Origin of the sequence: Streptomyces sp. CA-249302, from assembly GCF_050936785.1 — a bacterium.
In the GTDB taxonomy this organism is placed as follows: Bacteria; Actinomycetota; Actinomycetes; order Streptomycetales; family Streptomycetaceae; genus Streptomyces.
This window is the reverse complement of sequence record NZ_JBNJMG010000001.1, coordinates 1,081,402-1,106,042: the sequence shown is the minus strand read 5'-3', so window position 1 is coordinate 1,106,042 and position 24,641 is coordinate 1,081,402. Positions and strand designations below refer to the sequence as shown.

Annotated in this window: 26 protein-coding genes and 1 pseudogene; 15 read left to right on the top strand and 12 right to left on the bottom strand. The window is 71.1% G+C overall.

Going from position 1 to position 24,641, the window contains the following annotated elements:
• Positions 1-693 carry a TetR/AcrR family transcriptional regulator gene (locus ACQEWB_RS04975; protein WP_432827429.1) on the bottom strand — a complete coding sequence of 231 codons (693 nt, stop codon included), beginning with the start codon at positions 691-693 and terminating at the stop codon, positions 1-3.
• Between the two features lie 244 nt (positions 694-937).
• On the opposite strand from ACQEWB_RS04975, the gene ACQEWB_RS04970 reads away from it, so the two are divergent.
• A complete protein-coding gene (locus tag ACQEWB_RS04970) occupies positions 938-1,186 on the top strand; it encodes a DUF2630 family protein (RefSeq protein WP_432827427.1) in 249 nt (82 codons plus the stop codon).
• Positions 1,187-1,219: 33 nt separating this feature from the next.
• Here the strand turns inward: ACQEWB_RS04970 and ACQEWB_RS04965 are convergent, their stop codons facing one another.
• The 4 genes from ACQEWB_RS04965 to ACQEWB_RS04950 form a co-directional block, all read right to left on the bottom strand.
• Entirely contained in the window at positions 1,220-1,909 is a 690-nt protein-coding gene (locus ACQEWB_RS04965; RefSeq protein WP_432827425.1) for an HAD family hydrolase, read from the bottom strand.
• Between the two features lie 9 nt (positions 1,910-1,918).
• Positions 1,919-2,590: a phosphatase PAP2 family protein gene (locus ACQEWB_RS04960; protein WP_432827423.1), complete on the bottom strand. Its 672-nt coding sequence runs from the start codon at positions 2,588-2,590 to the stop codon at positions 1,919-1,921.
• A gap of 66 nt (positions 2,591-2,656) precedes the next feature.
• A complete protein-coding gene (locus ACQEWB_RS04955; RefSeq protein WP_432827421.1) occupies positions 2,657-3,592 on the bottom strand; it encodes a M56 family metallopeptidase in 936 nt (311 codons plus the stop codon).
• A 91-nt stretch (positions 3,593-3,683) separates the two neighbouring features.
• Entirely contained in the window at positions 3,684-4,226 is a 543-nt protein-coding gene (locus tag ACQEWB_RS04950; RefSeq protein ID WP_432827419.1) for a DUF5134 domain-containing protein, read from the bottom strand.
• 176 nt (positions 4,227-4,402) lie between these two features.
• On the opposite strand from ACQEWB_RS04950, the gene ACQEWB_RS04945 reads away from it, so the two are divergent.
• The 3 genes and pseudogenes from ACQEWB_RS04945 (at position 4,403) to ACQEWB_RS04935 (ending at position 9,346) form a co-directional block, all read left to right on the top strand.
• The gene (locus tag ACQEWB_RS04945; RefSeq protein ID WP_432827417.1) at positions 4,403-6,121 is read left to right on the top strand and encodes an FUSC family protein; all 1,719 of its coding nucleotides are present in this window, start codon (positions 4,403-4,405) and stop codon (positions 6,119-6,121) included.
• A complete protein-coding gene (locus ACQEWB_RS04940; protein ID WP_432827415.1) occupies positions 6,118-6,657 on the top strand; it encodes a MarR family winged helix-turn-helix transcriptional regulator in 540 nt (179 codons plus the stop codon). The genes ACQEWB_RS04945 and ACQEWB_RS04940 overlap by 4 nt, the downstream gene beginning before the upstream one ends.
• A 104-nt stretch (positions 6,658-6,761) precedes the next feature.
• Positions 6,762-9,346 (top strand): annotated as a pseudogene (locus ACQEWB_RS04935) (cellulosome protein).
• A gap of 7 nt (positions 9,347-9,353) precedes the next feature.
• Here ACQEWB_RS04935 and ACQEWB_RS04930 read toward each other — a convergent pair.
• The gene (locus tag ACQEWB_RS04930; protein ID WP_432827413.1) at positions 9,354-10,118 is read right to left on the bottom strand and encodes a VOC family protein; all 765 of its coding nucleotides are present in this window, start codon (positions 10,116-10,118) and stop codon (positions 9,354-9,356) included.
• A gap of 198 nt (positions 10,119-10,316) precedes the next feature.
• On the opposite strand from ACQEWB_RS04930, the gene ACQEWB_RS04925 reads away from it, so the two are divergent.
• Positions 10,317-11,234, top strand: a complete 918-nt coding sequence (locus ACQEWB_RS04925) for an N-acetyltransferase (RefSeq protein ID WP_432827411.1) — start codon at positions 10,317-10,319, stop codon at positions 11,232-11,234.
• 98 nt (positions 11,235-11,332) lie between these two features.
• Here the strand turns inward: ACQEWB_RS04925 and ACQEWB_RS04920 are convergent, their stop codons facing one another.
• The gene (locus ACQEWB_RS04920; RefSeq protein WP_432827409.1) at positions 11,333-11,725 is read right to left on the bottom strand and encodes a VOC family protein; all 393 of its coding nucleotides are present in this window, start codon (positions 11,723-11,725) and stop codon (positions 11,333-11,335) included.
• 71 nt (positions 11,726-11,796) lie between these two features.
• On the opposite strand from ACQEWB_RS04920, the gene ACQEWB_RS04915 reads away from it, so the two are divergent.
• Entirely contained in the window at positions 11,797-12,339 is a 543-nt protein-coding gene (locus ACQEWB_RS04915) for a GNAT family N-acetyltransferase (protein ID WP_432827407.1), read from the top strand.
• A 3-nt stretch (positions 12,340-12,342) separates the two neighbouring features.
• Here ACQEWB_RS04915 and ACQEWB_RS04910 read toward each other — a convergent pair whose 3' ends face one another.
• Positions 12,343-13,026, bottom strand: coding sequence for a glycerophosphodiester phosphodiesterase (locus ACQEWB_RS04910; protein WP_432827405.1), 684 nt, complete (start codon positions 13,024-13,026; stop codon positions 12,343-12,345).
• A 381-nt stretch (positions 13,027-13,407) separates the two neighbouring features.
• Between ACQEWB_RS04910 and ACQEWB_RS04905 the strand changes: the two genes are divergently transcribed.
• The 5 genes from ACQEWB_RS04905 (at position 13,408) to ACQEWB_RS04885 (ending at position 18,054) form a co-directional block, all read left to right on the top strand.
• Complete coding sequence (locus ACQEWB_RS04905) at positions 13,408-14,805, top strand: DUF6421 family protein (protein ID WP_432827403.1); 1,398 nt, start codon at positions 13,408-13,410, stop codon at positions 14,803-14,805.
• Between the two features lie 62 nt (positions 14,806-14,867).
• Positions 14,868-15,617, top strand: coding sequence for an SDR family NAD(P)-dependent oxidoreductase (locus ACQEWB_RS04900; protein ID WP_432827401.1), 750 nt, complete (start codon positions 14,868-14,870; stop codon positions 15,615-15,617).
• A complete protein-coding gene (locus ACQEWB_RS04895) occupies positions 15,614-16,684 on the top strand; it encodes a threonine aldolase family protein (RefSeq protein ID WP_432827399.1) in 1,071 nt (356 codons plus the stop codon). Before ACQEWB_RS04900 ends, ACQEWB_RS04895 begins: the two co-directional genes overlap by 4 nt.
• Before the next feature lie 86 nt (positions 16,685-16,770).
• Positions 16,771-17,343 (top strand): transglutaminase domain-containing protein, encoded by a 573-nt coding sequence (locus ACQEWB_RS04890; protein ID WP_432827397.1) that lies wholly within the window; start codon positions 16,771-16,773, stop codon positions 17,341-17,343.
• Positions 17,344-17,352: 9 nt separating this feature from the next.
• Entirely contained in the window at positions 17,353-18,054 is a 702-nt protein-coding gene (locus ACQEWB_RS04885; RefSeq protein WP_432827396.1) for a B3/B4 domain-containing protein, read from the top strand.
• 11 nt (positions 18,055-18,065) lie between these two features.
• Here ACQEWB_RS04885 and ACQEWB_RS04880 read toward each other — a convergent pair whose 3' ends face one another.
• The 3 genes from ACQEWB_RS04880 to ACQEWB_RS04870 all read right to left on the bottom strand — a co-directional run bounded on the left by ACQEWB_RS04880 (position 18,066) and on the right by ACQEWB_RS04870 (position 20,230).
• Positions 18,066-18,803, bottom strand: coding sequence for a class I SAM-dependent methyltransferase (locus ACQEWB_RS04880; RefSeq protein WP_432827395.1), 738 nt, complete (start codon positions 18,801-18,803; stop codon positions 18,066-18,068).
• Between the two features lie 92 nt (positions 18,804-18,895).
• The gene (locus tag ACQEWB_RS04875) at positions 18,896-19,624 is read right to left on the bottom strand and encodes a lysophospholipid acyltransferase family protein (RefSeq protein ID WP_432827393.1); all 729 of its coding nucleotides are present in this window, start codon (positions 19,622-19,624) and stop codon (positions 18,896-18,898) included.
• Positions 19,625-19,813: 189 nt separating this feature from the next.
• A complete protein-coding gene (locus ACQEWB_RS04870) occupies positions 19,814-20,230 on the bottom strand; it encodes a DUF4395 domain-containing protein (protein WP_432827391.1) in 417 nt (138 codons plus the stop codon).
• Positions 20,231-20,305: 75 nt separating this feature from the next.
• Here ACQEWB_RS04870 and ACQEWB_RS04865 point away from each other — a divergent pair, with 75 nt between their 5' ends.
• The 4 genes from ACQEWB_RS04865 (at position 20,306) to ACQEWB_RS04850 (ending at position 23,472) form a co-directional block, all read left to right on the top strand.
• Positions 20,306-20,719 carry a TlpA family protein disulfide reductase gene (locus tag ACQEWB_RS04865; protein WP_432827389.1) on the top strand — a complete coding sequence of 138 codons (414 nt, stop codon included), beginning with the start codon at positions 20,306-20,308 and terminating at the stop codon, positions 20,717-20,719.
• Between the two features lie 208 nt (positions 20,720-20,927).
• Complete coding sequence (locus tag ACQEWB_RS04860) at positions 20,928-21,443, top strand: flavin reductase family protein (RefSeq protein ID WP_432827388.1); 516 nt, start codon at positions 20,928-20,930, stop codon at positions 21,441-21,443.
• Positions 21,444-21,666: 223 nt separating this feature from the next.
• On the top strand, positions 21,667-22,455 hold the full coding sequence (locus ACQEWB_RS04855) for an electron transfer flavoprotein subunit beta/FixA family protein (protein WP_432827386.1): 789 nt from the start codon (positions 21,667-21,669) through the stop codon (positions 22,453-22,455).
• Between the two features lie 54 nt (positions 22,456-22,509).
• Positions 22,510-23,472, top strand: a complete 963-nt coding sequence (locus ACQEWB_RS04850) for an electron transfer flavoprotein subunit alpha/FixB family protein (protein WP_432827384.1) — start codon at positions 22,510-22,512, stop codon at positions 23,470-23,472.
• Positions 23,473-23,530: 58 nt separating this feature from the next.
• Here ACQEWB_RS04850 and ACQEWB_RS04845 read toward each other — a convergent pair whose 3' ends face one another.
• Entirely contained in the window at positions 23,531-24,475 is a 945-nt protein-coding gene (locus tag ACQEWB_RS04845) for an endonuclease/exonuclease/phosphatase family protein (protein ID WP_432827382.1), read from the bottom strand.
• Positions 24,476-24,641: the final 166 nt, after the last annotated feature.

Genomic DNA, 24,641 nt, shown 5'->3' with positions numbered 1-24,641 from the left:
CTAATCCGGCGGACCTGGCTCGGCGGCCGGTTCCGACTCGTCGCCGGTCGCGAAGAAGCGTGACAGGTCCATCCGGCGGGTCGCGTCGGCCGCCGTCCCGGTGTCCGGCGGGAGGCCCATCTCCGGGTCCAGCCGGTAGCGCTTGAACAGCTCGGCGCGAAGCGTCGCGATCGGCATCGGCACGTTCGGCAGCACCATCGCGTACACGGCGCCCATCAGCAGGGAACGCAGCATCGGGTAGTCCACGGCGACGTCCCGCGAACCGTGCCGGGCGACGGTGTCCCGGAGCAGCTCGGCCAGCCGCTGCTGCTCCGGGCACTGCACGAACCCCTCCGCCTGCAGCAGTCCCGCCATGTGCTGGCGCATCAGCACGGGCCGGTCCCGGGCCAGCCCCAGGATCGCATCGATGGCCCGGGCCATCCGCTCCCGCCCGTCCTCCGTGCGCGGCTCGCTCTCCAGCGCCTCTTCCAGGGAGCGGTGCATCAGCCGGTGCACCGCGGACTGCACGAGCTGGCGTTTTCCGGGGAAGTAGTACGACACCAGGCCGCGCGCCGAGCCGGCCCGGTCCGCGATGTCGCCGAGCGTCGTCGCCTCGTAGCCGTGCTCGCCGACCAGCTCGACGGCCGCCTGGAGGAGCCGCTCCCGGGAACGTCTCCGCAACTCTTCATTGACCGAGGCGCTGCGCGGGGACATGCTGTAACTCCGTCGTTGACTGGCTACCAGCCAACTATACTCGGCGGGGCCACGCCAAGGTCCCGAAGGGCCTGGTGAGGGCTGCCGTCCGTCTGGGGCGACGCGGGGGATCGTCTCAGGCGGGCGGTCTTCCCGACCCGAAGGTGTCCTCAGGCGACTACCGCCGGACCATCGCACTCGCGTAGCACCGCAGCTCGGGCGTCCCTAGAGTGGTCGACGGTGCCGAGCCGAGGAGCGTGCGGACATGGAACAGGACCAGCGGATCCTGGCCAGGATCACGGAGATGGTCGAGGACGAGCGCAAGCTGCGGGCGTCCATGGCGGCCGGTGACATCGACGGCGCGACGGAACACCAGCGGCTCGGCGAACTGGAACGCGAGCTCGACCAGTGCTGGGACCTGCTGCGGCAGCGGCGCGCGAAGACGGAGTTCGGGGAGAACCCGGACGAGGCGCGGGTGCGGTCGTCCTCGCAGGTGGAGGGGTATCTGGAGTAGCGGCCGGGAGCTGGGGGCCGGGGCCGCCGACGGTCAGTCGACCAGGTCCAGCACGGGCCGCAGACCGTCCGGCCGCTCCCGTACGGGCAGATGCCGTACGAGGTGGAACCGGCACCCGAGGGCCTCCGCCCCGCCGTCCGCCTCCGCACTGTCGCCCACCATCAGCGTCTCGCGGGGCTCGACCTCCAGCGCCTCGCAGGCGACGGCGAACAGCCGCGGGTCGGGCTTCTGGATGCCGTGTTCGTACGACAGCACGTACGTGTCGACGAACCGGTCCAGCCCGTGCGCCTCGAAGATGGGCCGCAAATCCCACCCGATGTTGCTGACCACACCGATACCGAGCCCGCGCTCGCACAGCCCGTACAGCACCTCGGCGGCATCGGGATACGGGGTCCAGGCGGCCGGCGTCATGTGCCGGTCGTACAACGCGTCGTGCAAGTCGGTGTGAGGCAGCGGCACTTGGCGCGACAGCCCGATGTAGGCGGCCCGATGTGCCGCGGCACTCTCGTCCCGGACCCGCCACAACTCGCGGAGCTCCTCGGGCAACCGCTCCGGAAACGCCCCACCCGGCTGCGCCCCCGCCACCTCCAACGCCTTCGCCGCCTGCACCAACTCCGGCTCGGACAGGGCGACCCCGCCCTCATCGAGCACGGTACGCAACCAGGACTCGGTGGACTCGATCCGGAACAGAGTGCCGGAGAAGTCGAAGAGGACGGCAGGCATGAACGGATCTTATGGCCCCCACCGCCGGTGGACCAGCACGGCCACCGTCACCACCATCGCCCCCAGCAGCCAGCCGCCCACCACGTCCGACGGCCAGTGGACGCCCAGCCATACGCGGGTCAGGCCGACGCCGGTCACCGAGATCGCCGCCGACCACAGGGCCGTACGGGATGCCGCGCGGCCCGCCGCGTAGTGGTGGACGAGCCACAGGAGCAGGCCGCAGACGATCGTCGCCGTCATGGCGTGGCCGGAGGGGTACGCCGCGTAGTGGGCCGAGTCGACGGGGTCGGGCCAGGTCGGGCGGGGGCGGTCGACCGCGGCCTTGAGGGCTTGTTGGAGGACGTTGCCGAGGGCGACCGTGATCGTCAGCCACAGGGCCGTCCACCACGCCGCATGGCGCCGGATCAGCCACACCACGGTCAGTGCGGCCGCCAGGCGCATCGTCCACGGGTCCCAGACCCAGTCCGTGAGGATGCGGAACACGTGGGTGAGGTCCGGCTCATCGACGGCCCAGCCGTGGGTGGTGCGGGCGATGTCGCCGTCCACGCTCATCAGGGGGTGCCACTCGGCCGCGACCAGGATCAGCAGGAGGAGGGAGGAGACGGTCAGGGCGGCAGCGGCGCGGGCCGCGGTGTGGTGGTCCGGCGGGTGGGGCGGGGAGTCGACGGGCGGGGAGTGCATACGGTGATCCTCGCCGACGGGTGGGGTGCGAGGCGAATGGCGGGGTTCCCCAGCTTGGGACTGCGTCTATCCCAGCGCCCGCAGACCCGGAACGAACGCCACCAGCACCGGCACCGCCGGAGCCAGTGCGGCCGTCGCCGTCAGGCTCACGCGGCGGGCCCTCGTGAGGCGGGCAGGTGGGGTGAGGAGGCGGTGGACGCGTTGCGGGACGTGGGTCCGGGTGGTCGGGGAGGGGCCGAACACGCCTCGGTCCTCGTTCAGTTCGACCAGGGCCAGCGCGGTCGTCAGGCGGCCGTGCCGACGGGACGCCGTGTCGTCCGCCGCCAACTCCACCAGCCGGTGCATCTCGTCGCGGAACGCCGCGAACACCGGCACCTGCGGGAAGCCGCCCGCCAGCGCGGCCGAACAGTGCAGCAACCAGTCGTGCCGAGCCCGCGCATGTCCCTGCTCGTGCGCGAGTACGGCATCCAGCTGCCGGCCTTTGAGGCGGCGCAACGCCGCGGTCGTGACCACGAGTTGAGGCGCGGGGCCCGACAGCCACCAGGCGTCGGCCCGCTCACCCTCCAGCACGACCAACTGGCCGCCCACCGGCCCCTCACCCGGCAACAGCGGGGCCCGGACGAGGAGTTCGGCCCGCCGCTGCCGACGGCCGGCACGCGCCCGTACGACCTCCCGGACCAGCATCGCCCCGCTCCACACCCCCGCGCACGCCAACGTCACCGCGGTCGCCGCGGCCCAAGGCCCGGTGGTCCGCAGCGCATACGCCTCCACCACGGCATGCGGCGCCGAGGCGAAGACATGCCCGCGCACCGCCTGCCAGGCCGCCGCCGCGCTCAGCGTCATCGACAGCGCGCAACACAGGATTACGGCCGCCACCACGCACTGCCACACCCACAGCGCGACCACCGGCTCGTGGTCCGGCCAGCCGGCCCGGGCGAGCAGCCGAGGGGCGACCACGGCGGCCAGCGCGCCGAGCAGCAGCAGTGCCGCGGGGACCATCATGCCGATCACCCTATGAGCGCGGCGCCGCCCAGGGCACGGGCCGCCGTAGCAAAAGTGACGCAAGCAACGGTTGCCCGCCGCGGACTGGCGCTCAGAGCGTGATCAGCATCGCCACCATCGCGATCCCCATCGACAGCCGGCACGCCCGCGCCAGCTCCGGCCGGTCGCCCCACGCCACGGTCCCGCCGCCGGCGGCGACCGGTATCAGACGGACGCCGGAGAACAGCACGTAGACCGTGAAGTAGAGCAGCAGAGCCCCGGTCAGCAAGGGGATTCCGGACGAGGTGCCGTGGCCGGCGTGGTGTGCGCGGGAGACCGCCATGACGATCGCCATGTAGGCCATGGCCGCGGTGCCGACCAGGTGGTGGAGGTGGTGCGGGCTGGTGCGCGCCGACCAGAGCGCGCGCAGGGCTGCCGCACCGAACAGGGCGGCGTAGCCGGGCCAGGCCCAGGACGGTGGGTTGAACACCGCGGCCGGTACGGCCATCGCGGCCATCCCGAACCCCATCAGCGCCTCGCCGCCCGCGGACCGGCGCTGTTCTTCGACGGTGCTGCGCATCCGCAGCAGACAGTAGGCGCCGGTCGCCGCGCACAGCGCGACCAGCAGCCAGCCGGGCGAAGCCGGTCCGTGCACACGCACCTCCCCGCTCAACGGTGTCGACAGTCCGTCGATGCCCGGGCGACGTGGTGCGCACGCGAGCGCAAGGGTGTACACGGGGAGCATTCGAGGGAGCACGGGAGGTGACGGGAGGCGGGGGACGTGGTCGCCGAGGTGCTTTACGAGTAAAACACCTGCTAATGTTATGTCACATGGCACTAGACGCGACCAAGGCACCGACCACCCCGCACCCCCGCCGCTTCCCCCTGGCCACCCCCCTCCGCCTGGGCCGCCCCTCCGGCATCTGGTTCAAGCCCGCCCTCAGCGTCGTCGCCTCCGTCGCCCCGCCCAACCTCACCCTCCTGGCCCTCGGCCGGCTCGACCTGGCGATGTACACGATGGCCGGTTCGCTGTGCGCCCTCTACGCCCACAACCGCCCCTACGCCGCCCGGGCCCGCACCCTCGCCCTGGTGATCCTCGGCATGGTCGGCGGCCTCGCCGTCGCCCTGCTCGCCGCGTCGCTCACCACCGGCGCCGTCGTGCTCGTCACCGTCGGCGCCCTGCTGGCAGCGGCCCAGAAGGCGCTGTGCGACGCCACCCGCATCGGCCCGCCCGGCAACGTCGTCCTCACCTTCATCAGCTCCGCCTCCCTCTTCGCCCCGCAGACCCTCGCCCAGATCCCCGGCCACCTCGCCCTGGCCCTCGCGGCCGGCGTCTGGGCCTGGCTCGTCGGCATGGCGCCCGGACTGCTGCGACCGCACGGCCCGGAGCGCCGGGCCACCGCCCAGGCCCTGAACGCGGCCGCCGCGTACGCCGAAGCCCACGGCGGCGACGGCCGCCCGCACTCCCGCACCGCGGCGCACGCCGAGACCGAAGACAGCGACCCTCACCCTCACCCCCGCCATCGCGCCGCCGCGGCCGCCGCCATCCAGGCCGCCTGGCAGACGCTCCTGGCCGCCCGCGACCCGCGCACCCGCCGCGCCCTCGAACGCCTCGTCGTCCGTGCCGAGGTCGCCCTCGCCGCCCCCGCCGACACCGACCCCGAGCGGCTGCGTGCCTGGGCGCGCGAGCTGACCGGCACGGGCCCGCTCCCGCAGGTCCACGACCCGGCCGCCGCCGACGAACTCCTTGGCGCGGACGCCGAACTCGCCGCCCCCGCCCGCCCGTTGTGGCAGCGCCTCGGCCCGCTGACCCCCATCGCCGTACGCACGGCGTTGGGCTGCGCCCTCGCCGGTTACGCCTCCCTGGCCCTCGGCATCGGCCGCCCCTACTGGGCCCTGGTCACCGCCGCCTCCCTCTACCAGGCCAACCTCGCCCTCACCTGGAGCCGCGGCATCCAGCGCGTTGTCGGCAACCTCCTGGGCGTACTCCTCTTCGCCGCCGTCGTCCCGCTCGCCCATGTCAGCCAGGTGCTCCTCGTGCTCCTCTGCCTCGCCTTCAACTTCGGCGCCGAGGCGCTGATGGGCCGCAACTACTGGCTGGGCAGCGTGTGCGTGACCCCGATGGCCCTGCTCATTACCGAGTTCGCCCGGACCCAGCAGCCCGGGCAGCTGATCACCGAACGGGTCGTGGACACGCTCGTCGGCGCGCTGGTCGGCTTCCTGGCCGCGGTCGTCGTCACCAACCGCCGCTCCGGTGACCGCGTCGAACACGCGCTGACCGCGGTTGAGGGCGCCCACGAACGCACCGCCCGCCTCCTGGCCGAGCCCGCCCCCGTGCCCACCGCCCTGGAATCCGCCCGCCGCTCCCTCGCCGCCGCCCTGGCCGACCTGCGGGCCACCGTCGACGCCGCGTCCGGCGAGTGGTGGCAGCGTGCCCTGCCCCAGGAGCGGGTCGTGCGCGCCGAGCAGGCCGCACACCGTACGCTCGCGGCGACGGCAAGGCGCCAGGGGCTGCACAGAAGTACGAGCGTGGAGGGCATACGGCCATGACGGCAGTGAACGGACGGCAGGCGGACGCGGCCGGGGGCGACACCGTCTCCGCGGTCGTCCGGCAGTGGCAGGCCGTCCACCCCGACCTCGACACCGGCCCGATGGAGATCATCGGCCGCATCAACCGCTGCGCCGCCCTCCTCCAGCAGGCCGAGGACGCCCCGCTGCGCCGGGCCGGACTCAGCCGCCCCGAGTTCGACCTGCTCGGCGCGCTGCGCCGCACCGGTCACGAGCTGACCCCCGGCGAACTGGCCCGCGAGACCTTCTCCTCCGGCGCCGCCGTCACCAAACGCCTCAAGCTGCTCACCGAGCGCGGCCTGGTCGAGCGCCGCGTCGACACCCGCGACCGCCGCGTCGCCCACCTCCGCCTCACCGACACGGGCCGCGACCTGGTCGACGGCATCATGCCCGAGCAGCTCGCCTACGAGACGGCCGTGCTGTCCGTCCTCGAACCGAGTGCGCAGGGCGAACTGGCCGGGCTGCTCGGCGAGTTGCTCGGCCGACTGGAGGGCCGGCTCGGCGCACTGCGTGCCTGAGCGGCGGTTTGCGGAAGTTTCGGAGGCCGGCCGCCCGTTGACGTGATCGCCGCGGACTCCTTACGTTCGACCAGGCCGGTTCGGACCCCCGACTGGCGTACGAGATGCCGAACGAAAGATGGGGTGCCGTGACAGCCGAAACCCTCACGGTCGACCTGGGCACCGAGACCGGCCCGTTCCACGGCGGCGCGAGCGGCACGCTCTACGGCCTGTACGGCGACGGGGTGCCCAGCCGCGCCGTCGTCGAGGGCATGTACGTCCGCACGGTCACCACCAAGGCCCAGGACGGCATCCAGCACCCCGGCGCCGACGCCCTGGAGATCCTCCCGTCCTTCGTCGCCGCGGGCGGCAAGGACGTGTACGTCTACATCCCCGACTTCCACCGTGGCTTCCCCTACGAGTGGCCGGGCGCCACCGGCGCGGAACGGCTCGCCACCCATCTGGACGTCCTCCGCCGCCAGGTCGAGCAGGTGCTGACGCTCGGCACGCTCAAGTCCCATGTGGTGTACGTGCCGTTCAACGAGCCCGAGGGCAACATGTTCGGCACGGGGGAGTGGAGCTACGACGGCGTCTCCTGGCACACCGAGCCCGGCCCCTTCTTCACGGCCTGGGAGCGGGCGTACCGCCTCATCAGGGAGTTGGACCCCGGCGCGCGCATCGCCGGACCCAACACCTGCATCCTCTATCCCGAGGTGCGCGGCTTCCTGGAGTTCGCGCGCGACCACGGCGTACTCCCGGACGTGGTCACCTGGCACGAGCTGTCCTCGCCGGACGAGGTCCGTACGAACGTCGCCAAGTACCGTGAGCTGGAACGGGAGTTGGGCATCGGCCCGCTGCCCGTCAACCTCAACGAGTACGCCCACAACTACCACCTCTCCGTCCCCGGGCAGATGATCCAGTGGATCGCCGCGATCGAGGAGTCCAAGGTCGACGCCGACCTGGCGTACTGGAACATCGCGGGCAACCTCAACGACTCGGCGGTCGAGGCCAACAAGGGCAACGGGCAGTGGTGGCTGTTCAACGCCTACGGACAGCTGTCCGGGAACACGGTCGAGGTCAGGGCGCCGCGGCCCAACGTGCAGTACACCCTCCAGGGCGTCGCCGCGCTGGACCGGGAGAAGCGGCAGGCCCGGGTGCTGTTCGGCGGCGCGAGCGGGGCGGCGGACCTGGTCGTCGAGGGCATCGACACCGGGGTGTTCGGCGGGCGGGTGCATCTACGGCTGCTGGAGATCCCGTGGACCGGGCAAGTCGGCGCGAGCGCACAGCCGTTGCTGCTGCGCGAGATCGAACTGCCCGTCGTGGACGGCCGGGTGAGGCTTCCCCTGACCGGCCTCGACGAGATGTCGGCCTACCAGCTCGTCCTCGCCCCCGGCGGCAACGGCGCCAACCTGCTGCCGCCGTCGGTCGGTTGGCGGCGCACCTACGAGGCGGAGGACGCGTCGTACACGGGCGGTGGCTATTCGAAGAACGGTCCCGAGGGATCCCCGTCCGACGTCGACAAGTTCGCGACCTCGGGCGGCCATCACGTCGGCGGCCTCCGAACCGGCTCCGACCTGGTCCTCGCCTTCGACGTCGAGGTCCCGCAGGACGGCACGTACGACCTCCGGGTCTTCGCCAACTCCCACAACGAGGCCGAGCTGGTACGGGAGCAGGGCCCCACCAACGTCTTCCTGCGCGTCGACGGCCGCGACGCACGGGAGCTGCGCCTGCCGCTCGGCTACAAGTGGGCGGTGTGGGGCCACACCGGCACGACCGTCGAGCTCACTGCCGGACCGCACCGGATCACGCTTGCGGCCGAGGATCCCGATCTGGGCGTGACCAAGGGCGACGCGGTCGTCGACAAGCTGGACCTCGCCCTGCGCGGCGAGCGACAAGTGGCCCTGTACGACGCCGAGTTCGCGGCGCTCGGCGGCGGAGCACGGGTCGACTGCGCCGAGCCCGGCGCCTCGGGCCCGGCGCCGCGGTCCTCCCGCGCGGAGGCACCGCCACCTTCTGGGTGTACGCCGAGGACGACGGCGAGGCGACGGTCACCGTCGACCTGCTCGGCCCCGGCGAGGGCCTGCTCACGGTCAACGGCGAGGAAGTCGCGCGGGCCGAGCGCGGAGCCGTACCGCTGTTCCTGGCCGGAGGCATCAACAAGGTGACGGTGACCGGGACTTCGGAGCGCCTGGTGGTGGACCGGCTGCGCGTGGAACCTTCACGAGGGCTGCTTCCGGCGCGCGTGTCCGCCGCCGAGGAAGGCACCCTGGCCGGCACGGCGAAGGTCACCGGATACCCGTACGCCTCCGGCGGCAAGGCCGTCGACGGCATCGGCGCCGGACCCGCGAACTCCCTCACCCTCACGGTGACGGCCTCGCACCCCGGACGTCACGCGCTCACCGTCCGCTACTCCAACGGCGAACAGGCGCCCGCCACCCACTACAACCCGGACCCGGTCTGCCGCCACGCCGACATCTCCGTCGACGGAGCGGCCCCGCAGCGCGTCCTCTTCCCCACGACGTTCCACTTCAACAATTTCTGGGACCTCTCCGTCCCCGTCACCCTCAACAGGGGCGTCAATACCGTCACCTTCACCGCCGACGAACTCCCCGACTTCGACGGCCGCAGCAGCAATCAGCACGGTCAGCGGTCCGCCTACGCGCCTGTCATCGACCGGGTCACGGTGACACCGCTCGCCCTGCCGGACTAGCCACCGCTCAGCCCCGCTGCAGGTCCGCGTACACCCCGAACATCGCGCCCTGCGGATCCCGCAGCACGGCGATCCGCCGGACGTCGGCCATCGACCTCGGTTCCATCAGGACGGTGCCGCCCGCCCCGGTCGCCGTGGCCGCCGACGCGTCGGCGTCGGACACCGCGAAGTACGGCAGCCAGTGCGCGGGCACCTCGTGCGGGAACTTGTCGTCCATCCGCATCATCCCGCCGAAGTCGGCGCCGTCGATGCCCCACTGGGTGTAGTGCTCCGAGGCGTTGACGCTCCAGCCGAACACCGTGGTGTAGAAGTCCACGGCCCGCTCCGGGGCGCGGGTCAGAACCTCCACCCAGCCCAGCGAACCCGGGGTGTTGAACACCCCGGCCCCCGGGAAGGTCCGTGCCTGCCACATCTGGAAGACGGCACCGGTCGGATCGACGGCCACCGCGAACCGGCCGATGTCGAACACGTCCATCGGCCCGAGCAGCACCGTCCCGCCCGCCGCCGTCACCTTCCGGGCGGCCTCGTCCGCGTCCGCCACCGCGAACGACACGTTCCACGCGACCGGCTGCGACTCCTGGTACAGCGGCGTCAGCGCGGCGACCGCGACCTCCCCGAGGTGCGCGACCGTGTAACCGCCCGCCTCCTGCCGGGCATCCGTCTCGGGACGCCAGCCGAACAGCTCCGCGTAGAACCGCTTGGCGCCGTCCAGATCGCTGGTCCCGAGCTCGGTCCAGCAGGGCCCGCCGGTCACCGGCTTGTCGAGCTTCATGGCGTTCCTTCCGAAGCGGATCCGGATCTGCTCCGGGGCAGATCCGAGCAGACCCCCTCCAGCACGCTAGTCCCGCACCCGCCCCCCGGCCATCCGACGCAAACCCCCTCGCGCCCGGCGCCGCCACCGACATACCCTCCTCCTCATACCGCATCGCATGGCGGCCTCCAGCCCACCACCCCTGTCCGGAGGTCCCGCATGTCCGCGCTCACGGTGCGCCCCTTCCGCCGCGACGACCGCGACCAGCTCACCGAACTGATCAACGCGCACGTCGCCGCCGTGGTGCCCGGCGTCTCCGTCTCGGTCAACACAGTCCTCAGCGACCTGGAACGGCAGCCGGGCGAGGCCGTCACCGACCCCTGGGTCGGCGAGCGCGTGACGCTCGTCGCCGAGCAGCGCGGCGCGGTCGTGGCCGCCGCCCACCTGCTGCGCTACCGCTCCGAAGGCGAGGTCGGCGAGTCCTACCGGGACGCCGGCGAGATCGACTGGTTCGTCTTCCGCCCGCCCGCGTCCTTCCGGCCGGACTCCGACCTCGCCGCGGAGCAGCTGATGGCCGCCTGCCTCGCCCTGCTCGCCCGCTGGAACGTCCGCGTCCGCTACGCCGGCGGTGCCGTCCCGGCCCCGGCCGTCTACGGCCTGCCCCGCAACTGGCCGCACATCCACGCCCTCTACGAACGCTCCGGTTTCCGGCACACCGGCGACACGGAGGTCATCCTGATCGCGCGGGTGGCCGACCTGCCGACACCCGAGTCCGGGTCCGGTCCGCGCTTCGAGCGCACGCTGGGCGAGTGCGGCACCCGCTTCACGGCTTACGACGACGCAGGTGCCGCCCGCGGCTTCATCGAGGTCGACACGGCCCTGGCCCGCCCCGAACGCCAGTCGCGTGCGGCCGGTCTGGCCGACATCGGCAACCTGCACATCGACCCGGCGTCCCACGGCACAGGCCTGGAGCACCACCTCCTCGCCCACGCGGCCGACTGGCTCCGCCTGTCCGACGTGGACCGCCTGCTCGCCTACGAGTCGGCCGACGACGCACCCGCGATCGAGCTGCTGCTGGGGGCGGGCTTCACGGAACTGACCCGCACGGACCGCGGCTGGGAGCACCGGCCCGGCTGATCGGGCCCGGAGCGGGCCGGATACCGGGCCTCGCCCCGGCCCAGCTGATCGGCGCCCGTGCGGGCCGGATGCCGCCCCGGCCCCCCGACCCGTACCGCTCAGATCCCCGGCCGATACCGAATCGGATGATCCGCCGGCACCTCCACCAGCACGATCGGCATCCCGTCCGGATCCGCGATCCACATCTCGACCAGCCCCCACGGCTCCTTCACCGGCGGCCGCACGATCTCGACCCCCTTGCCCCGCAGCTCCTCATGCGCCGCGGCCGCGTCGTCCACCTGGAGCCACAGCCGTACGGCCGGGGAGGGCGGGGCCTCGGTGCGTCCCGAGAGCTCCAGGAAGCCACCGCCGAGGAAATAGACCGTGCCCCGCTCCGGGCCTGTGCCGAACTCGCGGTAGACCGCGAGGCCGAGCTGCTCGCCGTAGAAGCGGCGCGAACGCTCGGGGTCGGTCGGGTGGAGCAGCGTCCGGCTGCTGAGTACATGCACCATGCGCAGGGAGCCTAGCCGCGGCGTTACGCTCGTCCCTGCCCGCGCCGCGCCCGAGATCGGAGACCTGCACCATGGACAGCGCCGCCACCGACGGACTGACCTTCCGTGACGCCACCGACGCCGACGTGGACGAGCTCGTCGCGCTGGTCGAGTCGGCGTACCGCGGGGACTCCAGCCGGGCCGGGTGGACCACCGAGGCGGACATCCTGGAGGGGCAGCGCACCGATCCCGAGGGGGTGCTCCAGGTCATCAAGTCGCCCGACAGCCGACTGCTGACGGTGGAGCGGGACGGCGCGATCGTCGCCTGCTGCCAGCTCGAACACCGGGGCACACACGCGTACTTCGGGATGTTCGCCGTCAGCCCGAAGCTCCAGGGCGGCGGCCTCGGCAAGGTGATCATCGCGGCGGCGGAGCGCACGGTCCGCGAGACCTGGGGCGCGACCGAGATGCACATGACCGTGATCTCCGTTCGCGAGGACCTCATCGCCTGGTACGAGCGCCGCGGCTACCGCCGTACGGGAAAGACGACCCCCTTCCCGTACGGCGACGAGCGCTTCGGTATTCCGCAGCGCGACGACCTGCGGTTCGAGCTGCTGGTCAAGGAGCTGGCGTGACGTTCATGCGGTGAAGCGGCCGGTGCGCTTGATCTCCGGGTAGTCGGTGGTCGCGCCGTCCAGCTGCAGGGCCCGTACCAGCCGCAGGTGGTCCTGCGTGTTCACCACCCAGCCGATGATCCGCAGATCCGCCTTGCGGGCCCGCTCCACGATCTCCAGGGTGAGTCGGCGGATGTTGAGGCAGACAGTCGAGGCACCGGCGTCGACGGCGCGGTCCACGATGTCGGTGCCGTACCGGCTGCCGATCAGCGCGGTCCGTACGCCGGGCACCAGGCGGGCGATCTCGGCGACCGCCTCGTCGTGGAACGAGGACACCTCCACCCGCGAGACCAGGTCCCGGTCGAGCATGACCTCGGCCAGCGCGCGGGCCGCCTGCACGTCCTTGATCTCGGCCTGGAGCGGCGCCCTGACCGCGTCCAGGACCTCCTCGAAGACCGGGACCCGTTCCCCGCGGCCCGCGTCCAGGGCGCGCAGTTCGGAGAGGGTCTTGTCGGCGATCGGGCCGGTGCCGTCGGTCGTGCGGTCCACGTCCGCGTCGTGCATGACGACGAGTGCGCCGTCCTTGCTCAGATGCAGATCGAGTTCGATGACGTCGAGGCCGGCCTGCTGGGCGGCGACGAAGGAACGGAGGGTGTTCTCGGGTTCGGTACCCATGACTCCGCGATGACCGATGGTAAGGAAGTTCAAGGTTCAACTCGCTTCCGTCGACGGCGGCTCGGCCCCGCGGACCGGAGCGGACGGTCCCGCGGGCAGAGCCGCAGCCTAATGGCCCGGCCCCGCGATGAACCCGTGCGTACACCGGGGATTGGCGTGGCGTACGGGGCGGACCTGGCCTGTACCGGTGGGGGCGGTCACCCTGCCGTGGGCGAGTCCTGCGGGCATTGACCAGTGGCTGATACCCGCGCGGGCCGTACGTATACCCGGAAGTGCCGCCTCAACCGCGTCCGGCAGGAAAAAGTTCGGTGACAATGTGGGTGCGCAGGATAATTTCCGGAGGCTCACCTTGCTGGGAGGAAGCTCGTATGTATACGGTCTCCATACGCGAGCTTCTCCCGTGGAGGATGGGACATGACGGAAATTCTTGTGCAGGCGGCGACGGGGGAACGGGTTCCTCCCGCGACCAGGGTGGTCGAGCACCCGGCGTGGCCGGCGCTCAAGGATGCCGTGGAGCGGATCCGGCCATGGCAGTCCAAGGACGGATCGATCGACTTCGAGGCCGAGGGCGCCCCCGGGAAGGCCGATGCCGAGGCCGTCGTACGGCGTGTCGTGGCGGCCGTCGAGGAGCTGTCCCCGCTGCTCCCGTACGACCGCGCCTACCACGAGGCCCTGGTCAAGGATCTGGAGCGCTGGGTCGCCGACGGCTTCCAGGTGCCCGACTTCCTCGACTCGCTGCTGGCCTTCCAGCCCGCCGCGAACCGCGCGGACGGTCTCCAGCACCTGGTCGTCTTCGCGATGTACACGCAGAACGGCAACCCGGACCGCAACCTCGAAGCGGTCGTGCTGCGCATGGTCTGGCCCGACTGGCTGGCCGAGCTGGAGCGCACCCGCTACGACAACCCGCTGTTCTGCGGCATCAAGTTCGAGGACTTCACGGCGGGTTACGACACCAACTCCGCCGTGCTCTTCCCGGAGACGATCGCCGTGCGCGAGGCGCCGGAACGATTCTCCTGGGGTGGCATCTTCTGCGACCGGGAGGCCGCCCGCTTCCGCCGGGTCACCGACGCGGCCGTCGGCATCCTGGGCCTGGAGCTGCCCGCGGACATCGCCGCGATGGTTCACGACCAGACCCGCTGCGAGGAGGCCTTCGTCCTGTGGGACATGGTCCACGACCGCACCCACAGCCACGGCGACCTGCCCTTCGACCCGTTCATGATCAAGCAGCGCCAGCCGTTCTGGATGTACGGCCTGGAGGAGCTGCGCTGCGACCTCACCGCCTTCAAGGAGGCCGTGAAGCTGGAGGCCGACGGCGTCCCGCAGGCCCGTGACGTGCAGTACGCGGTGCTGTTCGACCGCATGTTCCGTTTCCCGGTCACCGGCGAGCGCGTCCGCAACTACGACGGCCTCGGCGGCCAGCTGCTCTTCGCCTACCTGCACAAGCACGACGTCGTCCGCTGGACCGACAACAAGCTGTTCATCGACTGGCAGCGCGCCCCGCAGGTCACGAACCAGCTGTGCGCCGAGATCGAGGACCTCTACCGGGCCGGCATCGACCGCCCGAAGCTGGTCCACTGGTTCGCCGCGTACGACCTGGTGTCGCGGTACCTCGCCCCGCACCCGGGCTCCAAGTGGGCCAAGGGTCCCGACGCCCTCGACCTGAGCCAGCCGCCGCGGAAACTCGTCGATGACGTGCTTCCGGACGAGTTTCCGCTGAGCATGTTCTATGAGGCCCTCTCCAAGAAGCTTCGCCATGTGATCGCCTCGACCCGGGGCATCACGGCGGACAGCGCCGAGCGGGCCGCCGCGTGAGCGTTCGCGGCACCGGGAACATTGCTCAGGCCGCCCAGGCGGCTGCTCAGGAGGCGAAGAACATGGCGGGGAACGGAGCTCTCAGCGGTGCGGTGATCGCGGTGGCCGGGGCGGGTGGTCCCGCCGGGCGGGCGGCACTGGTCCGGCTGGCCGAGGCGGGCGCGACCGTCGTCGCCGCCGACAACGATCCCGAGCGGCTCGCGGAGGCCGTGGGCGCGGCCCGGGACGCGGGCGGCGGCGCCACCGTCACCGGGGAACCCGTCGACCTGCTCGACCTGGAGTCCACCCGGGACTGGGCCGTCGGCATCGAGAAGGAGTTCGGCCGGGTCGACGGCGTGGTCCACCTCGTCGGCGGCTGGCGCGGCAGCGAGACCTTCATCAAGACCAGCCTCGACGACTGGGACTTCCTGGAGCTGCTGCTCATCCGCACCGTCCAGCACACCTCCCTCGCCTTCTCCGAGGCGCTCCAGCGCAGCGACCGTGGCCGGTACGTCCTGATCAGCGCGGCCGGCGCCTCGAACCCGACCGCCGGGAACGCCGCGTACGCCGCCGCCAAGGCCGCCGCCGAGGCGTGGACGCTCGCCATGGGCGACTACTTCCGCAAGGCCGGGGGCGCCGAGGGGCCGACCTCGGCGGCTGCGATCCTGGTGGTGAAGGCGTTGGTGCACGACGCGATGCGCGCCGAGCGTCCCAACGCGAAGTTCGCGGGCTTCACGGACGTCAAGGACCTCGCGGAGGCCATCGTCGACGTCTGGCACAGGTCCGCCGCCGAAGTGAACGGAAAGCGTCTGTGGCTGACCGAGAAGCCGTGAACCCCCCGAAGACCGACGCCCGTCGCCATCACGACCCGGAGGTCCGCGGCTTCGCCAGCGACAACTACGCCGGGGCCCACCCGGAGGTGCTCGCCGCCCTGGCCCTGGCCAACGGCGGTCACCAGGTCGCCTACGGCGAGGACGAGTACACCGAGAACCTCCAGGGGATCATCCGCAGCCACTTCGGCGCCACGGCGGAGGCCTTCCCGGTCTTCAACGGCACCGGCGCCAACGTCGTCGCGCTCCAGGCGGTCACCGACCGCTGGGGCGCGGTGATCTGCGCCGAGAGCGCGCACATCAACGTCGACGAGGGCGGGGCACCGGAGCGCATGGGCGGCCTCAAGCTGCTGACGGTGCCCACGCCCGACGGCAAGCTCACGCCCGAGCTGATCGACCGGCAGGCGTACGGCTGGGACGACGAGCACCGTGCGATGCCGCAGGTCGTCTCGATCACCCAGAGCACGGAGCTCGGCACCCTCTACACGCCGGACGAGATCCGCGCGATCTGCGAGCACGCCCACGCGCACGGCATGAAGGTCCACCTGGACGGCTCCCGCATAGCCAACGCGGCCGCCTCCCTGAACGTACCGATGCGGACGTTCACCAACGCGGTCGGCGTCGACATCCTCTCCCTCGGCGGGACGAAGAACGGCGCGCTGTTCGGTGAGGCGGTCGTCGTCATCGACCAGGACGCCGTCAGCCACATGAAGCACCTGCGCAAGCTGTCCATGCAGCTCGCCTCGAAGATGCGCTTCGTATCGGTGCAGTTGGAGGCGCTGCTCGCCAAGGACCTCTGGCTGCGCAACGCCCGCCACTCCAACGAGATGGCCCAGCGGCTGGCCGAGGGCGTGCGCGCCGTGCACGGAGTGGAGATCCTCTACCCGGTGCAGGCCAACGGCGTGTTCGCCCAGCTCCCGCACGACGTGAGCGAGCGGTTGCAGAAGCGGTTCCGGTTCTACTTCTGGGACGAGGCGGCCGGTGTCGTGCGCTGGATGTGCGGCTTCGACACGACCGAGGAGGACGTGGACGCGTTCGTGGCGGCGCTCAAGGAGGAGATGGCGCGGTAGCGGCGCCAAGGAGTCGAGTGCATAGGTATGCGGCCACCTGAAAAGTCATTGACTCTCGGGTGATCGCTTTCCTATGCTCTGCGGTCATGGAGCTGATCCAGAACACCCCCGATCTGTCCGCGTACTTGGCCGCCGACGAGGTCATCGACCATGACCACCCGCTGGTCCGGGAGACGGCCGGCCGGCTCGCCAAGGATGCGGTGGACTCGTATGCCTATGCGCGCCTGGCGTTCGAGTTCGTGCGCGACACGATCCCGCACTCCCAGGACTCCGGCGACATGCGCGTCACCTGGCGCGCCTCCGATGTCCTGGAGCAGGGCACGGGCATCTGCTACGCCAAGGCGCACGCGCTCGCCGCCCTGCTGCGGGCCGAGGACATCCCGACCGCGCTCTGCTACCAGCGGTTCGACGTGGTGCACGGCCTGGTCGCCGTACGTTTCAACGGCGCCTGGCACCGGCAGGACCCGCGCGGCAACAAGCCGGGCGTCGACGCCCAGTTCTCCCTCGATGGCGAGCGGCTGGCTTTCGTGCCAGACCCGGAGTTCAATGAGGTGGACCATCTGGTCCTGTACGCTGAACCGCATCCGACCGTACTGAGCGTCCTCCGTGCCGCCCCCGACCGGCCGTACCTCTGGAAGACCCTCCCCACCGCACTCTGAGGCAAGGCGATGACCCCCTCCCTGACCGTGTCCGACGAGGTGCGCGCCCTCGCGCCCGGCTTCACCCACGTGGCGATCGAGGCGCACGGGCTGACCAACGGGCCGTCCACGGCCGAGAGTTCGGCCCTCCTCGACGACGCGGCCGGCCGTCTCGCCGTACGCCTGGACGGTCGCGCACCGCACGAGGACCCGCACATGGTCGCCTGGCGCGAGACGTACACGGCGTTCGGCTCGAAGCCCTCACGCACCCGCAACTCGGCGGAGGCGCTGGCGAAGAGGGCGCTGTCGGACGCGGGACTGCCCCGCATCAACCTCCTCGTCGACCTCTACAACGTCATCAGCGTCGCGCATCTGATCCCGGTAGGCGGCGAGGACATCGACCACATCCAGGGCGGCATGCGGCTCGTGCGGGCCACGGGCGACGAGGACTTCGTGACCGTCGCCGGCGGTGAAGAGGTCGTCGAACACCCCGACGCGGGCGAGGTGGTGTGGCGCGACGACGCGGGCGTGACCTGCCGCCGCTGGAACTGGCGCCAGGGGCCGCGCACCCGACTCACCGAGGAGACGGTTTCCGGCATCTTCCTGCTGGAGAGCCTGGCACCCATGCCGGTCGCCGAGGTCGAGGCGGCGGGGGCCGAACTCGCCGAGCTCCTGGAGAAGTTCAGCCCCGGGGCGCGCATCGAGCTGCGTGCGCCGGAGTCGGCGAGCTGAGGTCGCGGCCGTCAGGCGACGCGGCGGAACAGTGCGGTCCAGAGGAAGGGTTCACCGAAGGACGGTGACTCCGGCGGCTCGTCGCGCATCCGCCGCAACTCCACTTCCGTGAGGTCGGAGAACAGCCCGCGCAGCGCCTCGGGGGTATACGCCAGGCCACCCTCCAGGCGACCGCGGCGGTAGAACTCCGCGTCCGGGAGCTCGGATCCCATCGCCCCGGCGGCGAAACTGGTGATGCCGAACAGGCCGTCCGGCGCGAGGAGTTGGTCGAGGAGCGCCAGGTAGCTGACACGGCGGTGCGGTGGCAGGTGGTGGAAGCAGCCGGAGTCGTAGACGAGGTCGTAGGGTCCGTGGAGTTCGGTCCCGAGCAGCGCGAAGGCGTCACCGGTGAGGAAACGGGCCTCGACGCCTGCCTCGTGGGCCCGTTCGCGGGCCCGGGCGATCGCCACGGGGGAGAGGTCGACGCCGTCCACCTCGAATCCGAGGGACGCGAGATACAGCGCATTGCGACCGGGACCGCACCCCAGATCGAGGACACGGCCCGGAGCAGCCGGCAGACCGCGGTCGACGTACGAGACCAGGTTCTCGTCGGGCTTGGCGACGAAGAACGGAACGGGCCTGTCGGGATCCGCATAGAAACCGTCCCACCAGGACGCCCCGCCGTCCCCGGTCCACCGGTCACCCCCGGAGTCGAACAGCCCGTCCAGGACACGGAGTACGTCCTCCACCGTGCGCGTGTTCCGGTCCATGGGATCCCCTCTCGGTCGAGGAGATCCTAGGGCCGGAGAACGAGAAAGGGCAGGTCAGAAAGTCGATCCGGGGCGGCCTGGGCTGCCCGGCCTCAGTGCGCCTCGGTCGCCCTGACCTCTTCCGGAGTGGGCGCCGTGCCGCCCAGGTGGGCCGGCATCCACCAGGTGTCGTTCGCGTCCTTCGGACGGACCGGGTAGGCGCGCTGGGCCGCCTCCAGAAGCTCCTGGCAGCGCTCGCGGACCTGGCGGGTGATCGCGCCGGCGTACTTGTCCTTGGACGCCTCGATCGCCTCGCCCACCCGGATCGTGATCGGGGTGTGGCTGCGCTTGAAGTTGCGCGGCTGGCCCTTGGTCCACAGGCGCTGCGTGCCCCACAAGGCCATGGGGATGAGCGGGACACCGGCCTCCTGGGCCATACGCGCCGCGCCCGACTTGAAGCTCTTCAGGGTGAAGGACTGCGAGATGGTCGCCTCGGGGAAGACGCCCACGATCTCGCCGGAACGCAGGGACTCCAGCGCGTGCTGATATGCCGCCTCGCCGTTCTTGCGGTCCACCGGGATGTGCTTCATGCCCCGCATCAGCGGCCCGGAGATCTTGTGCCGGAACACGGACTCCTTCGCCATGAAGCGAACGAGACGTTTCTGCGGGAGCGCCGCCAGACCGTCGAAGATGAAGTCCAGGTAGCTGATGTGATTGCTCACCAGCACGGCACCGCCCGAGCGCGGGATGTTCTCCGACCCCTTGCAGTCGATCTTCAGGTCCCACGCCTTGAACAACGTGAGGGCGAGACCGACGACGGGGCGGTAGACAAGCTCTGCCATGGGACGGGGTGGACCCTTCCTTCTCAGCCTGGGAAGGTTGCTCCCGGCGGGAAAGTTACGCAGCCGTAGGTTTACGGCATGCCGCAGATCGTGCCCGAATAACGGCCGGGGAGCCAGTCCAAGTTCCGGTGAACTGCGGAGATCCTCGTCACGTCCCCCGGTGATCCACCTCGTGCTTTTAACTCGCCTTTACTGCGTGCGCACCGTCACCCTCCGCACCACCAGGTACATCTCGCAGCCCAGGCAGTACCCGAACGCGGCATTGAGGAAGGCCGCCGCGAGCGCCAGCCCCGTCGCGGCGAGGCCCAGCCACTCGGGACCCAGGCCGTACCCGACCAGTCCCACGCCCGCGAAGAGGAGCCCCACCGCCTGCGCGAACCGCGGCGGATCCGGCGACTCGAACCCGGTCGGCGGCCCGATCCGGGGACGTACCACCTTCCGGAACAGCCAGCCGTACGGCGAACGGCCCACCCCGCCGGCCGCGCCCAGCGCGAACGCCAGCGTCTGCCAGGCCAGCAGCCAGGTGCTCCCGGTGATCAGCACAATGGCCAGCACCAGAGTGGTCACCGCCGCGCCGAAGCGGGGGCCCCTCACATCGATGTCCATGAATCAAGGATTCCGCATGGGAAAGAATTCAGGGCCTCGGGAATCTTTGCAGTCTCGTGAACGCTGGAGCAGTGGATGACCGGACTTGTGGTGTGCGCGGTGGTGCTCGCGGTGGCGGGCGCCTACGGAGTGCTTCATCGGCAGCGGAGCGGGAGGGTACGCGTGCGAGGGCGCGACGGCGGAAAGCGGCTCGGGGCGGCCGAGTTGGGCGGGGAGTTGGGCCCGCGGGCCACACTCGTGCAGTTCTCCAGCGCCTTCTGCGCGCCGTGCCGGGCCACCCGGCGCATCCTGGGTGAGGTCGCCGACATGGTCCCGGGTGTGACCCACGTCGAGATCGACGCCGAGGACCGCCTGGAGCTCGTCCGCGAACTCGACATCCTCAAGACGCCGACCGTGCTGGTCCTGGACGCCGACGGCCGGGTCGTCCGGCGCGCCACCGGCCAGCCCCGCAAGGCCGACGTCATCGCGGCGCTGGGGGAGGCGGTCTGACGGCTGTGACCGGGACGGTGAGGCATCTCCCATATGCCGGAACGTACTTGACTGTGCACGCCACCTATCGTCAGCCTGACCGTATGCCCAAGGAACTCCTTCTCTTCGGGCGGGTCCACGTCGACCTGGCCCGCACCGCGAGCGCGCGCTGTCCCGGCTGTTGAACAGCCACGACCCCGCTCGCCCCTCCTCGCAGAAGGACAACTCCATGACGGCAACGCCCGACCTCGGCACCCGTACACCCCAGCTCGCCTCGCCCGACCTGCTGCGCTCCGTCTTCCGGCGGCACGCCGCGGGAGTCGCGGTGATCACCGCGCGTGGCGACGCGGGCCCGGTCGGCTTCACCGCCACCTCCCTGACCTCCGTCTCCGCCGAACCCCCGCTGCTCTCCTTCGGCATCAGCACCACGGCCTCAAGCTGGCCCGCGATATCGGGGACGGAGCACGTGGGCGTCCACATACTCGGGGACCACCAGCAGGAGTTGGCCGCCACCTTCGCCAAAAGCGGCGCCGACCGCTTCGGTGCCCCCACCGACTGGCGGGAGGGGCCGGAGGGCGTTCCCGTCCTGGACGACGTCCTCGCCTGGCTGGTGTGCCGCGTCGTCGCGCGCGTGCCCGCCGGGGACCATCGCATCGTGCTGGCCGAGGTCGTGCTCGGCGATCCCGCCGGTCCCGGCCGTCCGCTCCTGTACCACCAGGGGCGGTTCAACGGCCTGCGCGACTGATCCGCCGCCGGCTCCCGCTGCGAAGCGGTCGAGTTCCGATTACGCTGCGTTGCAAAGGTCACAGTTCAAAGCGCTTGCTTAGCGGGAGTGAACTGGGTGTACTACTGGCGAGTAATATTTCGCTCGGAGCGCGGGTCGCCCCGATCGGGATCGGCCGCTTGAGGCGCCTATGCTGCCTGAAAGTAGGCAGCACCGAAATGACGATTGCAGTAGGAGAGCCGGCGTGAGCTTGAGGATCGTTGTCACTGTGAAGTACGTGCCCGACGCCACTGGCGACCGGCACTTCGCCGATGACCTGACCGTCGACCGGGACGACGTGGACGGTCTGCTCTCCGAGCTGGACGAGTACGCGGTCGAGCAGGCGCTGCAGATCGGGGAGAACTCCGACGACGATGTCGAGGTCACCGTCCTGACGGTGGGTCCGGAGGACGCCAAGGACGCGCTGCGCAAGGCGCTGTCGATGGGCGCCGACAAGGCCATCCACGTCGAGGACGACGACCTGCACGGCACGGATGCGATCGGCACCTCGCTGGTGCTGGCGAAGGCGATCGAGAAGGCCGGCTTCGACCTGGTGATCTCCGGCATGGCGTCCACCGACGGCACCGCGGGCATCGTCCCGGCACTGCTCGCCGAGCGGCTGGGTGTGCCGCAGGTGACGCTGCTGTCCGAGGTCAAGGTGGAGGACGGCACGGTCACCGGCCGCCGCGACGGCGATGCCGCGTCCGAGCAGCTGGAGGCCTCCCTGCCGGCCGTGGTCTCCGTCACCGACCAGTCGGGTGAGGCGCGGTACCCGTCCTTCAAGGGCATCATGGCGGCGAAGAAGAAGCCGGTGGAGTCCTGGGACCTGTCCGACCTGGAGATCGACGCGGAAGAGGTCGGTCTGGAGGGTGCCTGGACGAAGGTCGACTCCGCGGCCGCGCGTCCGGCCCGTACCGCCGGCACGATTGTCAAGGACGAGGGCGAGGGCGGCAAGCAGCTCGCTGAGTTCCTCGCGAGCCAGAAGTTCATCTAAGGCTCAACCCCCTCACCGCCCCTCAGACTTCGCAATTCGCAGGAGAGCATTCTCATGGCTGAAGTTCTCGTCTACGTCGACCACGTGGACGGTGCCGTCCGCAAGCCCACCCTGGAGCTGCTGACCCTGGCCCGCCGCATCGGCGAGCCGGTCGCCGTCGCGCTGGGCAACGGCGCCGCCGACACCGCCGCCGCCCTCGCCGAGCACGGCGCGGTCAAGGTCCTCACGCACGAGGCGTCCGAGTACGCCGACTACCTGGTCGTCCCGAAGGTCGACGCCCTGCAGGCCGCGGTCGAGGCCGTCTCCCCGGCCGCCGTGCTGGTGCCGTCCTCCGCGGAGGGCAAGGAGATCGCCGCCCGCCTCGCGCTGCGCACCGGCTCGGGCATCATCACCGACGCCACCGACCTCGAAGCCGGCGACGACGGCCCCATCGCCACCCAGTCCGTCTTCGCCGCGTCCTTCACCACCAGGACCCGCGTCTCCAAGGGCACCCCGGTCATCACCGTCAAGCCCAACTCCGCCGCCGTCGAGGCCGCCCCCGCCGCCGGCACCGTCGAAGCCCTGACCGTCTCCTTCTCACAGCAGGCGACCGGCACCAAGGTCACCGCCCGTACCCCGCGCGCCTCCACCGGCCGTCCGGAGCTGACCGAGGCCGCGATCGTGGTCTCCGGCGGCCGCGGCGTCAACGGCTCCGAGAACTTCGCGATCATCGAGGCCCTCGCCGACTCCCTCGGCGCGGCCGTCGGCGCCTCCCGCGCCGCGGTGGACGCCGGCTGGTACCCGCACACCAACCAGGTCGGCCAGACCGGCAAGAGCGTCTCCCCGCAGCTGTACATCGCCAACGGCATCTCCGGCGCCATCCAGCACCGCGCCGGCATGCAGACCTCCAAGACCATCGTCGCCGTCAACAAGGACGCCGAAGCCCCCATCTTCGACCTCGTCGACTACGGCGTCGTCGGCGACCTCTTCGACGTCGTCCCCGCCCTCACCGAAGAGATCAACACCCGCAAGGGCTGATCGCTCCAAGGCTGTACGAGGCCCCCGTGACCGCGCGAACGGTCACGGGGGCCTCGGCTCATCCCAGGCTCAGCGAGGCCTGGACGGGGAAGTGGTCGCTGGGGAACTGGCCGTTGCTGGAGTAGGTGTCGATCGTCGCCCGGAGCGTCCTGACCCCCGGCGAGGCCAGGATCCAGTCGATGCGCTCGCCGCCCGGCTTTCGCCCGCGGTAGTTGTGGAAGGTCCCGTACAGCGGGCCGCGCCGGGCCGCCGCGTCCCAGGTGTCGACGAGGCCCGAGTCCACCAATGTGTCGTAGGCCGGATTGTCGTGTGCGGCGACATTGAAATCGCCGGTGACCACGACCGGTGACGAGCCGCCGAGCTGCGCTGTGCGCTCGGCCAACAGCTTGGCGCTGCGCTCGCGGGCGTACTGGCTCCGGTGGTCGAAGTGCGTGTTGAGGACGTAGAACTGCCGTCCCTCGTCGGCGAGATCACGGAAGCGGATCCAGGTGACGATGCGGGGGAAGGCGGCGCCCCAGGTGTTGGAGCGGATGACCTCCGGGGTGTCGGAGAGCCAGAAGGTGTAGTGCTCCAAGGGGGCCAGACGCCGCTTGTCGAAGTAGATCGCCGTGGACTCGTCACGGCTGCCCCCCTCGCGGCCGGTGCCTATCCAGTCGTAGTGCGGGCCGAGATCGGTCTCGATGTCGCGCAGTTGCTGGTAGAGGCCCTCCTGGGTGCCCATGACGTGCGGGCGGGCGCGGCGCAGCAGCTCGGCCATCACCGGTCGGCGGTCGTGCCAGCTGTTGGGTTCCGTCGTGCTCGCGAAACGCAGGTTGAAGGTCATCACCTCGAGAGGAGGCACGCGCAGGGCCTTCGCGGAGACGGGCGGGGCGGCCGCGGGCGAGGCGGATCGCGACGAGGCCGACGAGGTGGAGGCGGCCGCGCTGGAGAGGGGCACGGTGACCGCCGCGGCTAACAGGGCCTTGAGGCCCAGACGGCGGGTTACTCGGCGGTGGATCGGCACGGAGGCTCCTTGGGGAGGCGGCGGCCGGACGGGGCGGGCGTGCGGCGGAGTCGTGCGTAGAGCAGTGTCATACCCGGGGGTGAGACCGGCGTGAACATGCCCAGATCAGGGCGTGGCTCGGCGTGGACATGGTGTTGACCATCCGGAAGGGCCCGGATAACTTCAT